The 15,041-nt window shown below is 72.1% G+C and carries 13 protein-coding genes and 1 pseudogene; 5 read left to right on the top strand and 9 right to left on the bottom strand.

The features are described from left to right. Positions 1 to 417 precede the first annotated feature (417 nt). Positions 418 to 723: pseudogene (locus tag KV557_RS34070) on the top strand (urease subunit alpha); the annotation flags it as partial. A gap of 302 nt (positions 724 to 1,025) precedes the next feature. Here the strand turns inward: KV557_RS34070 and KV557_RS34065 are convergent. After that, positions 1,026 to 2,189, bottom strand: coding sequence for an FAD-dependent oxidoreductase (locus tag KV557_RS34065; RefSeq protein ID WP_218205438.1), 1,164 nt, complete (start codon positions 2,187 to 2,189; stop codon positions 1,026 to 1,028). 226 nt (positions 2,190 to 2,415) lie between these two features. Between KV557_RS34065 and KV557_RS34060 the strand changes: the two genes are divergently transcribed. Further along, a complete protein-coding gene (locus KV557_RS34060) occupies positions 2,416 to 3,000 on the top strand; it encodes a TetR/AcrR family transcriptional regulator (protein ID WP_218205446.1) in 585 nt (194 codons plus the stop codon). Between the two features lie 33 nt (positions 3,001 to 3,033). On the opposite strand, the gene KV557_RS34055 is transcribed toward KV557_RS34060, so the two are convergent. Beyond that, a complete protein-coding gene (locus tag KV557_RS34055; protein ID WP_218205437.1) occupies positions 3,034 to 3,906 on the bottom strand; it encodes an NmrA family NAD(P)-binding protein in 873 nt (290 codons plus the stop codon). A gap of 90 nt (positions 3,907 to 3,996) precedes the next feature. Here KV557_RS34055 and KV557_RS34050 point away from each other — a divergent pair, with 90 nt between their 5' ends. Beyond that, a complete protein-coding gene (locus KV557_RS34050; RefSeq protein ID WP_218205436.1) occupies positions 3,997 to 4,740 on the top strand; it encodes a TetR/AcrR family transcriptional regulator in 744 nt (247 codons plus the stop codon). A gap of 103 nt (positions 4,741 to 4,843) precedes the next feature. Here the strand turns inward: KV557_RS34050 and KV557_RS34045 are convergent, their stop codons facing one another. Continuing rightward, a complete protein-coding gene (locus KV557_RS34045) occupies positions 4,844 to 5,440 on the bottom strand; it encodes a TetR/AcrR family transcriptional regulator (protein WP_218205435.1) in 597 nt (198 codons plus the stop codon). Positions 5,441 to 5,612: 172 nt separating this feature from the next. On the opposite strand from KV557_RS34045, the gene KV557_RS34040 reads away from it, so the two are divergent. Together KV557_RS34040 and KV557_RS34035 are read left to right on the top strand one after the other, a co-directional pair. Then, positions 5,613 to 6,572 carry an alpha/beta hydrolase family protein gene (locus tag KV557_RS34040; protein ID WP_218205434.1) on the top strand — a complete coding sequence of 320 codons (960 nt, stop codon included), beginning with the start codon at positions 5,613 to 5,615 and terminating at the stop codon, positions 6,570 to 6,572. Positions 6,573 to 6,964: 392 nt separating this feature from the next. Continuing rightward, positions 6,965 to 7,909 carry an alpha/beta fold hydrolase gene (locus KV557_RS34035; protein WP_218205433.1) on the top strand — a complete coding sequence of 315 codons (945 nt, stop codon included), beginning with the start codon at positions 6,965 to 6,967 and terminating at the stop codon, positions 7,907 to 7,909. Between the two features lie 182 nt (positions 7,910 to 8,091). On the opposite strand, the gene KV557_RS34030 is transcribed toward KV557_RS34035, so the two are convergent. From KV557_RS34030 to KV557_RS34005, 6 genes are all read right to left on the bottom strand, one after another. After that, entirely contained in the window at positions 8,092 to 10,209 is a 2,118-nt protein-coding gene (locus tag KV557_RS34030; protein ID WP_218205432.1) for a molybdopterin-containing oxidoreductase family protein, read from the bottom strand. A gap of 51 nt (positions 10,210 to 10,260) precedes the next feature. After that, on the bottom strand, positions 10,261 to 11,046 hold the full coding sequence (locus tag KV557_RS34025) for a DNA alkylation repair protein (protein WP_308130207.1): 786 nt from the start codon (positions 11,044 to 11,046) through the stop codon (positions 10,261 to 10,263). Between the two features lie 91 nt (positions 11,047 to 11,137). Further along, the gene (locus KV557_RS34020) at positions 11,138 to 11,839 is read right to left on the bottom strand and encodes a hypothetical protein (RefSeq protein ID WP_218205431.1); all 702 of its coding nucleotides are present in this window, start codon (positions 11,837 to 11,839) and stop codon (positions 11,138 to 11,140) included. Between the two features lie 75 nt (positions 11,840 to 11,914). Then, a complete protein-coding gene (locus tag KV557_RS34015) occupies positions 11,915 to 13,555 on the bottom strand; it encodes an MFS transporter (RefSeq protein WP_218205430.1) in 1,641 nt (546 codons plus the stop codon). Positions 13,556 to 13,764: 209 nt separating this feature from the next. Next, on the bottom strand, positions 13,765 to 14,364 hold the full coding sequence (locus tag KV557_RS34010; RefSeq protein WP_218205429.1) for a class I SAM-dependent methyltransferase: 600 nt from the start codon (positions 14,362 to 14,364) through the stop codon (positions 13,765 to 13,767). Beyond that, positions 14,361 to 14,936 (bottom strand): GyrI-like domain-containing protein, encoded by a 576-nt coding sequence (locus KV557_RS34005; RefSeq protein WP_218205428.1) that lies wholly within the window; start codon positions 14,934 to 14,936, stop codon positions 14,361 to 14,363. Before KV557_RS34005 ends, KV557_RS34010 begins: the two co-directional genes overlap by 4 nt. Positions 14,937 to 15,041: the final 105 nt, after the last annotated feature.

The following is a 15,041-nucleotide window of genomic DNA, read 5'->3' as shown; positions in this document are numbered from 1 at the left end:
TGTTCGCCGACCAGCCGCAACACCTTTACATCCTCGGGCGTCAGGCCCTTGAGACGGTCACGTATCGACACACCGGACGGCCCGTCGGCAACAATCGGCCGGGCGATCTGCCGCAGCAGCTTCTTCGACTCACTCATCTGCGGCAAAACCCAAACCACCCGTCACAGCGCGCGACGAATACGCCTCGACACTCACCAGAGTCATGCGCCGCCCGCCCCCCAGACTCCGTCCGGGGGCACCCCCACCTCGCTTCGCACGCCGGTACCGGCAATCTCCCCTCACGGAACCAGCGATGCGCAGTCTGCGGATGCACACCCTGCGCCGTCGCCCGCTCCGTCAGACTCACACCACGGTCAACGAACTCACCAGACAATGGTCACGCTCACTCAAACACCCATGAAAGCAGGCAGTTGACGACCCCTCGTCCTTGGACCGCTGTTCGGCGCCCACGGCGCCACCCCCGCCGATCTCTCGGTCGCCTTCGTCAGCCGCGCCGCCGCCGAGGCCGGCACACACGGCCGCCCGTACGACGCGATGACCACCCGGCGCCGCCGCGTCGCCGTCCACGGCACCCGCGGCATCGGCCCCGCCGACATGGTGCGCAACACCCGGCTCGGCGAGGTCCTCGTCGACCCCCGCAACGGCCTGGTGACCCTCGACGGCACTCCGCTCCGCTCCGAACCCGCCCAGGACGTGCCACTGAGCCGCCTGTACTTCCTCTGAACGGAAGCCACCCGACCTGTCCCGGTCCGATCCCGGCGGCTTTTCGGCCACGCCGCCCCACAGCATCCGTGAACCGGACCTTCGCGAGGTCAGGGCATCGGCTCCGGGCTTCACAGTCCGCCGCCGCAGCCTCCCCCGCATCCGCCTCCGCAGCCGCCGCACACGCCGCCCACACCCCCACCGTCGTGACTGCCCCCGGAGGCAGCGGCGGCGCGGCGGGCGCGGGCGGCGGCGATCGCCTGAAGATCCGGTTCATGCCTCGACTCGAAGAGCGGATCCGGGAGTTGCCGCCGGCCGGGTGGTTACTGCGCGCCCTGGTGCTCGTGGGCGAAGGCGGTCATGTGCTGGAGGGCGTGCGCGGTGGAGTCCGGCGAGAAGGCACTGTCGAGCCCTTCGGCCGCGCCTTCGGCGGCCTCGGCGGCGCGGGGCAGCATGACGGCCTCGTAGGCCCGGACCGCAGCGTCGAGGCTCGCCTCGGTGGCGATGCGCTCGGCGAGTTCGGCGGCGTCCAGCATGGCCAGGTTGGCGCCCATCCCGGAGAACGGGGACATCAGGTGCGCCGCGTCCCCGAGGAGGGTCACGCCGGGGGTGGAGGTCCAGGTGTGCGGGACGGGGAGGGCGAACAGCGGCCGGCCGACGAAGTCGCCGTCGCTTTCGGTGATCAGGCGCAGGAGGGTGGGAGACCAGCCGGTGAAGTGCCGGCGCAGCGCCTCGCGCACGGCTTCGGGGTCGTCCAGGTCGAGGCTCTCGCACCAGGCGAGGTCGATCCGCAGGCCGGCGTAGACGCGGATGCGGTGGTCGCTGTTGCGCTGGGCGAGCAGGCCCTTGCTGTCGGCCAGGGCCATCATGCTGCCGTTGCCCACCAGGGCGGCGAGGTCGGGGTGGCGGGTGTCGGCGTCGTCGAGTCCGGTCTCGACGAAGGTCACCCCGGTGTAGCGGGGAGCGGCGTCGCTGAGGAGCCGGCGGACCCGCGACCAGGCTCCGTCGGCGCCGATGACGAGGTCGACGACGGTGCTGGTGCCGTCGGCGAAGTCGAGGCGGTGGGTGCCGTCGCCCAGGGGCGTGGCGGCGGTGAGCCTGTGGCCCCATCGAACGGTGCCGGGCGCGAGGGAGTCCAGCAGCAGGCCGCGCAGTTGACCCCGGTCGATCTCCGGCTTGTAGCCCTCCTCGATGCCGGGGGCGGCGTCGAACAGGACGGTGGCGTCCCGGTCCAGCAGGCGTACCTGCTGGCCTTCGGGGCGCGCGAGCGCGTGGAAGCGGTCCAGCAGCCCGGCCGCGCGCAGCGCCCGCTGGCCGGAGTCGGCCTGCATGTCGAGGGTGCCGCCCTGGGAGCGGGCGTCGCCGGAGGCGTCGAGGTCGTGGACGGTGACGGCGATGCCGTGCCGCTGGAGTATCCGTGCGCAGGTCAGGCCGCCGGGGCCGGCGCCGATGACGGCGATGCGGGGCAGAGAGGGGGTGCTGCTCATGGCGAGGTTCCTTTGCTCGAAGTGGACTGCTGGTGCTTGAAGTGGGCTGCTGGGCCTCGGGGTCGAGGGGGCCGACCGGCCTGCGGGGGCACGGCGGCGGCATCAGCGAGGCCCGACCGGCTCCAGAAGAGCACACTCGGTTCAAAAGTGCAATGAATCAACTTTTGAATTGAGTCAGTCGAAGGCTAGGGTGGTCCCCGTGAGCCAGACGATGAGGCCCGAGACGATGGGGCGCCGGGAGCGCAAGAAGGCCGCCACCCGCAAGGCGCTGGCCGACGCGGCATTGGAACTGTTCCTCGAACGCGGCTACGACCAGGTGAGCATCAAGGACGTGGCCGAGGCCGCCGACGTCTCCACCACGACCCTGTTCAAGCACTTCTCCGGCAAGGAGGCGCTGGTCTTCGACGAGGACGCCGAGGTGGAAGCGGGCCTGGTCGCCGCGGTGCGCGAGCGCCCGGCCGGCCTGCCGATCCCGGCAGCCCTGCGCGACTACGTCCTGCGCGTGCGGATCGACGCCGCCGCCGATCCCCGGTTCGCCTCGTTCCTCGCGCTCGTCAACGGCACCCCGGCACTGCGCGAGCACGCGCACCGCATCTGGATGCGGCACGAGACCGCCCTGGCACACGCCATCGCCGAGGACATCGGCGCCCCCGAGTCCGACCCCACCTGCGCAGCCCTGGCCCACTTCGCCCTGGAGACTGTCAACCTCGCCCGCGGCCAGGCCGATCCGCGTCGGGCCGTCCAGCACGCCTTCGACCTGCTGGAGCGCGGCTGGCCGGCAGCCGCCACCGACCGCACCCACGCCGGCTGACGAGGACCGGCACCCGGACCGGGGTCGGGCCGGTCAGCGAGCGTCGTGGTCGGGCGGCTGCTCGCGCAGAACCGTGCTCATGGCGATGGGTTCGCGGCCGAGCAGGGTGGCCAGCGTCGGGTCGACGGCGGCGAACTCGCCGGCCCGGGCGGCTGCGAAGATGCCGAGCAGCTGGTCCGCCGCCTCGGCGGGAACCCCACGGCCCACCAGCTGGTGCCGGAACTCGTCATCGGGGGCGGTGATTCGCGTGATGGTGCGGCCGATGACGTCGGTGGCCAGGCGTGCGATGTCGTCGAACGTCAGCGCCTGCGCCGCGGTGAGCGGGGGCGTGGGCCCGTCGAAGCGGCCTTCGTCGGCCAGGATGACGGCGGCCGCGTCGGCGAGGTCGGCGTGGGCGGTCCAGCCGACCGGCCCGTCCGCGGGGAGCACGACCTGGCCGGAGCTCACGGCGTGGCCCAGGAACTGCACCGCGCTGGCGGCGTAGAAGCCGTTGCGCAGCGAGGTGAACGGCACGCCGGAGGCGCGCAGCGCGTCCTCGGTGGCGGCGTGGTCGCGGCAGGGCTGGAACCGCGAGGAGGCGCCGGCACCCATGTGGCTGGTGTAGAGGATGCGGCGGGCGCCGGACGCGACGGCCGCGTCGATCGCGGCACGGTGGTCCCGCACGGCTTCCTCGCCCATCTTGTCGACGGAGACGATCAGCACCTGGGCGGCGCCCTCGAAGGCGTGGGAGAGGCTGTCGGCCTCGGTGAAGTTGCCCCGTCGCACGCGCACGCCCTGATCGGCGAACGCCTGCGCCTTCCGCGGGTTTCGGACGCTGACGCCGACCCGCTCCGCCGGCACGTGAGTGAGCAGCCGTTCGACGATCTGGCGTCCGAGCTGCCCGGTGGCTCCGGTCACGATGATCATGTTGCACTCCAGGACCCTGGTTCCAATGGAAACAACTTCACGTTAGCACCGATAATAACGGCGGCAACAGCCTTGCGGTATCGTCGATACATGCCACCACGTTCACCCGCCGAGGACCGCGCCGCCGCCGACTCCGACACCGCGGCCGCAGGCCGTGAGCAGACCCGGCAACGCGTCATCGAGGCCGCCATCGGCCTGCTGGAGCGGGAGGGCCGCGACGCCGTCACCACGCGCGCGGTCGCGGTCGCCGCGGGCGTGCAGGCGCCGGCCATCTACCGGCTGTTCGGCGACAAGAACGGGCTGCTCGAAGCGGTGGCCGAGTACGGCTTCGCCGCGTTCCTCGCGGCCAAGCACGTCGACCCCGACCCGCAGGACCCCGTCGAGGACCTGAAGGCGGGCTGGGACCTGGCGGTCGAGTTCGGCCTGGCCAATCCCGCGCTCTACACGCTGATGTACAGCGAGCCGGGGAATGCCACCTCGGCCGCCTTCACGGCCGGCATGGAGATCCTGATGGGCCGGATCCGCCGCCTCGCCGCCGGCGGCTGGCTCCGCGTCGACGAACAGCTCGCGGCCACGCTCATCCACGCCACCGCCCGTGGCGCGGTGCTCACTTGGCTGTCCCTGCCCGAGGACGAGCGCAACCCGGCCCTGCTGACCGCGCTGCGGACGGCCATGGTCACCGCCGTGACCAACCAGCAGCCGGCCGTACGGGACGCGGGCCCGGCCGGCGCCGCCCGCGCCCTGCGCGCCGCACTGCCCGAGCAGACCACCCTCAGCAGCGCCGAGCAGCATCTGCTGAGGGAATGGCTGGACCGCCTCGCCGCCGACGGCTGAGGCGCGTCCCCACAGGATGCTCCGAGTCCGGTGCGGCGAGGCCGGCCGTGCCCAGCTACCGCCGCAGCCCGCGGACAGGCGGAGTCACCGAGTGTCGTCGACGTCAGGACGACTGGGGTCGCTGCAGCCCCTTGAGGAGCAGTGCGACCAATCGGCGAGGGTCGTAGCGCGGGTCGCTGTCACGTCCGATGCAGAGGTTGCCGATGCCGCGCATCAGTTCATAAGCGTGCGTACCGGGCCCGATTTCGCCGGCATCGACTGCGGCGTCGAGCAACTGCGTGCAGACGGGCACCAAGCGGTCGAGGAAGTAGGCGTGCAGCGCGTCGAAGCCACTGCTGTCCGACTGCAGCGCGTTGGCGAGTCCGTGCTTCGTCACCAGGAAGTCGACGAAGAGGTCGACCCACTGCCGCAGTGCCGCGAACGGGGAGCCGGCACCGGCCAGCAGGCTCGGGCCGGCCTCGGCGCACGCCTCGACCTGGTGGCGGTAGACGGCGACGACGAGATCCGCCCGGGTCGGGAAGTGGCGGTAGATCGTCCCCAGCCCGACGCCCGCTCGGGCCGCGATCGCACGGATCGGCGCGTCGACGCCGGAGGTGACGAAGACCTCGGCGGCGGCCGCCAGCAGCGTCTGCTGGTTGCGCATCGCGTCGGCCCGCTTGCTCCGGGCCGGCACGTCTCCGGACTGGCTCGCACTGGGCACCACACACTCCTCCGATGACCGATGACCGTTGACGAAACGGAACAGCGTTCCGTATCGTAAGTGGAACAACGTTCCGATTTCAGCGTAGCCGAAGCCGGACGCTCCTGCTCGCCTCCCCCGCCGCCGGCCGAACGAGCCCGGCAGGAGAGGCCATTGAAGGGACACGCGCATCATGAGTGCATCGACTCACACAGCCAAGACCTTCAGCTCGCCCACCCCGGTCCTCTCGATCAGTCCGGTCGTGCTGCCGGCACCCGGCCGAGCCGTGGACCTGCAGGTACGGGTCTCCGCGCCCGTGACCGGGACCGACCTGCCGGTCATCCTCCTCTCGCACGGTCAGGGCTACTCGAACAACCTCTCCTCGCTGAACGGCTACGCCCCCCTCGCCAGCTTCTGGGCGGCGCAAGGCTTCGTCGTGATCCAGCCCACCCATCTCAGCTCGACGACGCTGCGCCTGGACCCCAACACCCCCGGGGCACCGCTGTACTGGCGATCGCGGGCCGAGGACATGAAGCACATCCTCGACCGGCTCGACCTGATCGAGGCCGCCGTACCGCAGCTCCTCGGGCGCCTGGACCACAGCAGGGTCGCCGTAGCCGGGCACTCGATGGGCGGGCACACCGCAAGCCTGCTGCTGGGCGCCCGGCTCACCGATCCGGACGACGGGACGGAAGTGAGCCTGGCCGAGCCCCGGATCAAGGCGGGCGTCCTGCTTGCCGCTCCCGGCAGGGGCGGCGATGCCGTCACCGAGGCCGTGACCGAGAACTATCCCTTCCTCTCGACCACGGACTTCTCCCGGATGACGACGCCCGCGCTCGTGGTCGCCGGCGACAAGGACACCTCCACCCACCTGACGGTCCGGGGCCCGGCCTGGCACACCGATCCGTACGTCCTCTCCCCCGGCCGCAAGTCCCTGCTCACCCTGTTCGACGCAGAGCACGGGCTCGGCGGAGTCTCCGGGTACGACGTCGCCGAGACCACGGACGAGAACCCCGAGCGAGTCGCCGTGATCCAGCGGCTCACCTGGGCCTACCTCCGCACCGAGCTCTACCCCGGGGATTCCGCCTGGCAGGCAGCGTGTGACGCGCTGACGGCCGGACCCGACCCGCTCGGGCGGGTCGAGTCCAAGTAACGCCGGGGCGCTCCGCGCCGGCTCACCCCTCGCCGGTGCGGAGCGGGCGGGTCGGGGGCGTCGCCGCCGACCCGCCCGACAATCCCCCTCACCGTCGGTCCCCGGCAGCGGCCTCTGCGCCGAGGGTGGCTGCGCGTGTGTACAAAAGCCCGGCCCGTGCGCCGGGCTGGACGGACCGGTGGCGGGCCCAGGCCGTGGGCCCGGCTCGGTTCGGGGGGAGGTAGCCCTACCGCGTTCGGTGGGCTGAGCCCCCCGGGGCTCTCGGGGGCTGGTCGCATCGACCGGCGGCGGTGTGACGCGAAGACTGGTGTTCGTCTCGCAGAGCCGGCAGGTCACGCATCGGCGAAGCGCGATCTCCCCTGTCGCGTCACAACTCCCTCAAGGACGAACCCATGACTCCACGCCCACTGCCGCGCCGCAGCCGGCGCTCAGCACTCCTGCTCGCCGCCACCACTCTCGCGCTCGGGACCGCCACCGCGTGCGAAGCGTCCCACGCCCCGAGCGCCGCCGGCTCCCCCGGCGCGGCCGCGCCGTCGGCGGCATCGTCGTCCACGGCCGGCCAGGCTCCAACGGCAGGCTCCGACGCGCGGACCGTCTCCAACAACGGACACCGGCTGGCCTTCCATGTGACGCCCGGACACCTGCCCGCGATCGTGCTGGACGCCGGCGGCGGGCAGGACTCGTCCTACTGGAAGGACCTGGTGCCCGCCCTGGCCAAGGAGACCGGATCGGAGATCATCACCTACGACCGCTCCGGCCTGGGCGCCAGTGCGGAGGTGGCCGGACCGTGGCGGGTCGACAACGCCGTCTCGGACCTGGCGGCCGTGCTGACGGCAGCGGGCGCCACCCACAACGTGGTCCTGGCCTCGCACTCGGAAGCCGGCGAGATCGCCACCTACTTCGTGCGCAGCCACCCCGGCTGGGTCGCGGGCGCGGTTCTGATCGACGCCAGCCTGCCCGACTTCTACACCGACGGCGAGATCGACCGAGTCGTGGCCGCCAACAAGGACCAGATCGCCGCCCTGGCATCCCGGCCCTCCACCCCCCAGACCCGCCAACTGCTCGCCGTGGCACAGGACTACGCGGCCATGCACCACGCCTACCACCAGGTGTCCTGGCCCCAGGACCTTCCGGCGATCGTCATCGCATCGGCAAAAACGCCGTTCGAGACCTCCGAGCAGGACGCCCAACTGTGGCGTGACGCGCAGGCCGCGTTCGCCCACGCCGCCCCCGACCGCCGCCTGGTCGTGGCCGACAACAGCTCCCACGACATCCCGCTCGACCGCCCCGACATCGTGATCAGGTCCATCCACGACATGCTCGCCAAAACCGGCTGAACCGAGGCTCACGAGAAGCAGGCCGCATTCCCCTGTCCGCCGGGGCCGCTGTCCGGCCCCCACTCGAATACGCCGAGCGGCGCGCCGGCTGTCCCTTCGGTCAGGTCCGGCTGCCGAGCGGCCACGACGCGGTGCTGCTGGCCACCCACGCCGACGTCGGATTCACCTCAGTTGATGCCGGATCAGGCGACCCGGGTGACGTGGCAGCGCAGGCCCCGGAAGGTGGAGGAGCCCATCTCGGGGTTCTCGTCGTCGTTGCTGGTGAGGAGGTTGACGTTGCTGTCCCGCCAGCCCCCGCCGGGGCCGCGCTCCGGGTACCACCAGGCTGCGGGGGCGACCACGACGTCGGGAGCGATCCGGTCGGTGAGGCGCACGCGCAGGCGGATGCGGCCGGTGCGGGTGGCGATCTCGGCCCAGTCGCCGTCGGCGAGGCCCTCCCGGGCGGCGGCATCGGGGTGGATGTCCAGGAGGGGCTCGGGCTCCTTGGAGCGCAGCGAGGGCAGGTCGCGGAACTCGGAGTTGAAGTAGAACGGCGAGTGGGCGGAGGTCAGCAGGTAGCGGCCGTCCTCGGGAGTGCCGACCGGCGGGCCGGGGACGGGCAGCGGCGGGTAGCCGAAGGCGCGCAGGGCATCGCAGCGCAGGCCCACCTTGCCGCTGCGGGTGCCGAAGCCGCGCGTGCGGTACTTGTGGTACGCCAACGGCGTGGCCCGGTAATGGAGTTCGGCCAGCTGCCGCCAGTCCATGCCGATCGGTTCGAGCCGGGTGTCCAGCGCGTCCCGGGCGTCGGGCCAGAAGTCGGCGGAGAGGCCGAGCCGGTGGGCGAGTTCGGTGAGGATCCACTCGTCGGAGCGGCTGTCGCCGACCCGGGCGAAGGCGTGGCGGGCCGCGACGTAGTGCGCGTGCTCGACGATCTGGTCGCGCTCCAGCCAGCCGCCGACCGGGAGGACCAGGTCGGCCATGGCGGCCGTGGGGGTGAGACGCAGGTCGACGACGGCGAGGAAGTCCAGCCGTTCCAGGGCGCGTTGGACGCGGTCGGAGTCGGCGTAGTTGAGCAGCAGGTTGCTGCCGTGCACCAGCATGGTGGTGACGGGGTGGGGCGCGTCCGGTTCGAGGACGGCGTCCCAGACCGATCCGGGGTGGGCCCAGCCGGACATGGCGAGGATGCGGTGCCGGTCCCCGCCGAGGCGTTTGGCGGCCTGCTCCGGCGGGAGCAGTTCGGCGCGCGGGAAGGAGCGCCGGCCGTCGATGCCGGGCGGGTCCCACAGGACGTCGCCGCCGGGCCGGTCGAGGTTGCCGCAGATCGCGGAGAGCAGCAGCAGGGCCCGGCAGGTGTGGAAGGAGTCGCGGTGCTGCTGCGGACCGGTGCCGAGTTCGATGGCGGCGCTCGGCGCGGCCGCGTACGCGAGGGCGGCGGCCCGGATCTGTTCGGCGGGTATGCCGGTCCGCTCGGCGACGGCCTCCGGCGGGTAGTCGGCGACGTGGGCGGCGAGGTCCTCGAAGCCGACGGTGTGCGCGGCGACGAACTCGTGGTCGTACGCGTCGGCCTCGATCACGGTGTGGATCATCGCGAGCGCCAGCGCCGTGTCCTCGCCCGGGCGGACCTGCAGGAACCGCTCGGCGCGGGCGGCCAGTGAGGTCCGGCGCGGGTCGACGACGATCATCCGGGTGCCGTCCCGGACGGCGGACAGCAGGCGGGTGCCGATCACGCCGTCGCCGTGGGTGAGCGCCTTGTTCGAGCCCCAGATCAGGACCAGGTCGGGGCTCCCCTCGTAGTCGCAGAAGGTGAAACCGCCCAGGGTGAGGATCCCGGCCATCACCCGCGGGTAGAAGCAGACGTGGGCCGGGCCGAGCACGTTGGGGCTGCCGAAGCTGTTGGCGAAGCGGAAGAGCCACTCCTGGTAGTTGCGGTCGGTGCCCTGGGCGAAGACCACCGACTCCGGGCCGTGGGTCCGGCGCGCCTGGTCGAGGGCGGCGGCGACCCGGTCGAGGGCCTCCGCCCAGCCGATCGGGCGGAACTCGCCGCTGCCGCGCGGGCCGGTGCGCAGCAGCGGGGTGGTCAGCCGGTCGGGGTGGTGGAGTTGTTCCAGCGAGGCCCGGCCCTTGGCGCAGAGGAAGCCGCGGTTGTTCGGGTTCTCCGCGTCGCCCTCGATCGCGGTGAGCCGGCCGTCGTCGACGGTGACGATGGCGCCGCAACCGCCGTGGCACATCCGGCAGATGGTCCGGTGCCGGCCGTCCTCGGCGAGCACCTGGACCAGCGGCAGCGGCCGGTGGGTCGGGTCGGCGGGGCGCTGCGGGGACATCGGGCCTCCGTATCGGTGCGTCAGGTGCGTCTGGGGGGACCACAAAAGCGGTCAGGAACGACGGCGGGGGTTCAACTCAGCGTGGGCAAGCAGCAGTTCACGGCAGATATCGTCGTCGACCGGCCGGATCGCCTCGCGCAGGGTCAGACCGGAGACCCGGGCCAGCCGCTTGCGCAGCCAGTCGGCGATCTCCTCGGGATGGTGCTTGGCGCCCTCGCGCAGCGCCCAGCCGATCGCCTTGCGGACGAAGAACCGGGAGTCGGTGAGCAGCGGGTCGGCGAGGTGGGAGAACTCCGGGAAGTAGTGCGGGAATTCGCCCCGGTCGCGGAGCGCCAGCAGGTAGGAGAGGATGCCGCCGCGGCGCACCCACTGGTCCTCGTCGCGGCTCCAGCGCAGGAAGTCCTCGGCGGTCTCGGGCAGCCGCAGCAGCATCGCGCCGGCCCCCTTGGGGGCGATCAGGTCGACGTGCGCCCAGGTCTCGCACTCGCGCAGCAACTGTTCCAGGAAGCCGGTGTCCTGGCGTTCGAGCAGGTCGGCGCGGCCCTCCAGGAGCAGTGCCGCGCAGGAGCGGGACTCGTGGACAGGCGGGGCCCACAGCTCCTCGGTGAGTTCCAGCAGGGTGTCCCGGTCGAGCCCGGGGTGACGGCGCAGGAAGTTCCGCACCACGGTGCGCATGGCGGGCAGGGGCACGCCGATGTGCTCCAGCGGGCTCTTCAGGTAGGCCTTCTCGCCCTCCGCCCTGCCTGGTACGGCGCTGTCCTCCAGCGCGGCCCTGAGCTGGTCGGCGAGGACGGGGGCGGGCAGGGTGGCGAGGGGCCGGGGGGTCTTGCGGGTCACCGGGGATTCTCCAGGCGGACGGGACCGGACGGGCCGGGCACGAGGGGCCCGGCCCGTCCGGCGCGGTGGCTCTGACGCGGTCGACGTTACGTCAGGACGCGTCGTGGTACGGGAACTTCAGCTCGGCGCCCCACAGGTACTCGGCGGCCTGCCGCCCGCCGCGGCCCTCGGTGTAGCGGAACACGTCCTGCCAGATCGCGCTCACCTTGTCGTTGCGGTACGCGATGCTCGGGCCCTGCTGGTCGTACCAGCGGACGATCTCCAGGAAGAACGGACCGGAGGCGTCCTCACCGTGGTAGACCACGGCGCGGTCCCCGGTGGTCAGCTTCTCGTCGCGCAGGGTCGGCCAGTCGCGGGCCATCAGACCGTGGAACTCGGCGACCTTGTCGGGGCGGACGAGGTAGTGGGCGAGCCCGGTGAAGGCCTCCTCCTCGTGGACGTCCGGCTCGTCGGTGAAGTAGCCCATCCGGTGGACGATCGGGTAGTCCACCGGCGGCCGGCCCTCGCGGGCCTCGGTGATGGCCGCCATCTCCTGCCAGATCGCGTTCACCTCGGGGGTGTTGAAGGCCCGGCTGACGGCGTTCTCGTCGACCCACGTGACGATCTCGAAGAAGACCGGGCCGTGCTCGCTCTCGCTGTGGTAGACGGTCGCGGGCTCGTCGGTGACCAGGCCGTGCGCCTTCAGGGCGGGCCAGTGGCGGGCGATGATGTCACGGGCCTGCTCGGCGCAGCCCGGCCTGACCATGTACGTGGCCATCATGTGCGTGGACAGGATCTTGGGGGACTCGGACATGTGAGGACTCCTTGCTTCCGATGGTTCGGGCTTGCGATGGTTCGGGCTTCGGGCGGTGTGTGGTGGCGGCCGGCCTCAGGCCGTCTCGGTGGCGGCCGTGGCGCCACTGGTGGTGGTCCTGGCGGGAGGCGGCTTGGGAGCGCCGAAGGACGGCGCGGGCACGTCGCGGATGAGCAGGAAGGCGGCCACCCAGCCGACCGCCAGCAGGGCCACCGGCAGCACGAGTCCGCTGTGCATGGCGCTGGTGAAGGCGTCGGCGAAGGCTTCCTGGACCTTGGCGACCTGGGAGGGGTCACCGGCGCCGGTCGCGGCGGGCGGCGGGCCGGCGCTGCCGATCTTCAGCGCGCCGTCGGTGAGCGGGGCGAAGGCCTGCTTGAACCCCGCCCGGGCCTCGACGGGAAGGGCCTGCGCCTGCTGGTCCACCCAGTGCCGCAGCCCGCTGGAGAGCCGCAGCGACAGCACCGCGCCGATCGCCGCGCTGGCCAGCAGCCCGCCCACCTCCTGGGCGGTGTTGACCAGTCCGGACGCCACCCCGGCCTGCGGCGGCGGCACCTGGCGCAGGCCGACGCTGAACAGCGGCGAGAAGACCAGGCCCATCCCCAGGCCGGTCAGCACGAACGGCCCGAGCAGCTGGAGGGTGCTGGTGTCGGTCCCGGTGACCAGGATGAACGAGCCCAGCCCGGCGGTGAAGCAGGCCAGCCCGGTGAGGATGACGGCCTTGCCCGAGCCGCGGTCGGAGAGCTTGCCGCCGACGCCGGCCACCAGGGCCGAGGTGAGCGGCATGGCGGCGATGGTGAACCCGGCCCGCAGCGGGGACATGTCCAGCACGATCTGGAGGTACAGCGAGATCGGCAGGAAGGCGCCCAGCATGGAGAAGCCCATGATCGAGGCGATGATGTTGGCCGAGGCGAAGTTGCGCAGCCGGAGCAGGTCGAACGGGAGCAGCGGGCCCGAGCGCTGGTGCCGGCGCTGGTCGACGGCGAACCAGGTGAGCACCAGCACACCGGCCGCGATCGCCGCCCAGGCGGCGAGGCCCCAGTCCAGGCGCTCGCCCTCGATCAGGCCGAAGGCGAGTCCGGTCAGGCCGAGGATCAGCAGGGCGGTGGGGACGAGGGCGAGTGGCTGGCGTTTGCCGGGCCGGTAGTCGTCGACGTGCCGGAGCACCAGGTAGGCGGAGGCCAGCCCGATCGGCAGGTTGAGGTAGAAGATCCACCGCCAGTCCAGGTAGCTGACGATGACCCCGCCCAGCGTCGGCCCGGTCAGGACCGCGAGGCCGGACAGCGCGCCGGTGAAGCCGAAGGCGGCGCCCCACTTGGACGGCGGGAAGACCATGGTGACGATCGGCAGGATCTGCGGGGCGAGCATCGCGCCGCCGATCCCCTGGACGGTCCGGGCCGCGATCAGCACGCCGGCGTTGGGTGCGATCCCGCACAGGCAGGAGGCACCGACGAAGATGGCGAGACCGTACAGGTAGACCCGGCGTGGTCCGAACAGGTCGCCGAGTCGTCCGGCGACGATGAGCAGGGTGGCGTAGCCGAGGATGTAGGCGCTGAACACCCACAGACCCTCGTCGAGGGAGGCGTGCACGCCGGACATCACATGCGGCAGCGCGATATTGACGATCGTCATATCGAGCAGCGTCATGAAGAAGCCCATGCTGAGCACGCCGAGAATCAGCCAGGGACTCTTGCGGTCCTGGCTTTCCGTGGTGGGCATAGGTGGCTCATTTCTTGGGGCGCCGGTAGCCGGAATTCGAGGGCGGGCATCGGGAAGCGATGAGCGTCGGAATGCCGCGCCGGATCGGGCCTTTGCCCGGCGGAATCCGCCGGGCGGGCCATGGCCGGGTCGGCGCGAACGGTGAGGGCGCGCGGCCGGGAAGCGGCGCGCCGGAGCAGTCGCAGCGCCAGGTCAGTCGGCGCGCCAGGTCAGTCGGCGCGCCGGAGCAGCACCGCGTTGGCGTCCAGCTTGAGGACGTCGGTGTGCAGCTGGAACGGCATCAGCGGGCCGGTGCTGAACTGGTCGGGCGGGAAGTGCCGGGCCAGCGAGGGGGCGTCCACCGGCTTGAACGGGAACGTCCCGCCGCGGCTGCCGCGCAGGTAGAGCAGACCGCCGGGCCGCAGCAACCGTGCCACCTCGGTGACGTAGCGGTCGCGGTCCTCCGGGCCCAGGTGGTGGAAGCAGCCGCGGTCCACCAGCAGCTCGAACTCCTCGTCGGGAAGGTCGAGTTCACGGACATCGCCGACCAGGAGGTCGATCTCCAGGTCCAGTTCGGCGGCGCGCGCCACGGCCAGGCCGATGGCCTCCGGGCTGATGTCGACCCCGGTCGCCCGGTAGCCCGCCCGGGCCAGCGCGACGGTGTCCCAGCCGGTGCCGCAGCCGAGGTCCAGCGCGCGGGCGCCGGGGGCGGGCGGGGTGGCGGCGAGGAAGCCGACCAGGTCGGGCGAGGGAGCGCTGAGCTCCCAGTACTGGTGGTGGTCACCGGCCTTGTAGGCCCGGTCCCAGTCCATGGTGGTCGTCGTGGTCATGACCGTAAGCCCCTTCCGGAGACGCGCCGGGCCGCACGGTACGGCCGGCGGGGCACGCCGGACTGCGTGCACGGGGGGAGGTGGCCGCCCTCCTGGGGGACGGCCGGCGCCGCGGTCGCGTACCAGCCGACCGTCTCGGGGTTCCCGGGCGCCAGGACGGGCGAACCGCGGTAGATCCGGTAGCGGGGCCAGGAGGCCCGCAGCGGCGGCCCGGCGGCCACGCTGACGTGCCGGTGGCGGACCGGCGGACCGACGTGCGCCGAGCCGCCCCACCACAGCAGCAGCCGCTCGTCCAGGACGGGCAGCACCCGGATGCCCAGGCTGTCCCGGCGCCGGTCGAGCAGGGACAGCCCGGCGATCCGGTCGCGCGGCACCGACAGGCAGGCGTCGAAACGCCGGCGCTCGGGCGCCGTGGACTCCGGGTCGTCATACAGGATTTCGATGCCGACGGTACGGTCGTCCGAAATCCCGCGATTGAACAGAAACGCGGTGAGCCGAAGCCAGGTGGCCTCCCGCGGAGTTCCGTTCGACGGGTGGCGAAGACTGATCGCGAGTACTGGTCTGGGCAGCACCGGGAACCATTCTTCGGCCCCCCGGATTTGCGCACCCATTGTGTGCGGCTTATTCACAGGGAGGACGCTATCAACGCCTCGGCGCCCGCGTTTGACTGTCCTGGA

This window comes from Kitasatospora aureofaciens (genome assembly GCF_019192735.1).
Lineage (GTDB): Bacteria > Actinomycetota > Actinomycetes > Streptomycetales > Streptomycetaceae > Kitasatospora > Kitasatospora aureofaciens_A.
Note: the sequence above shows the minus strand (reverse complement) of the source record. Positions and strands in the feature narration are given on the sequence as shown.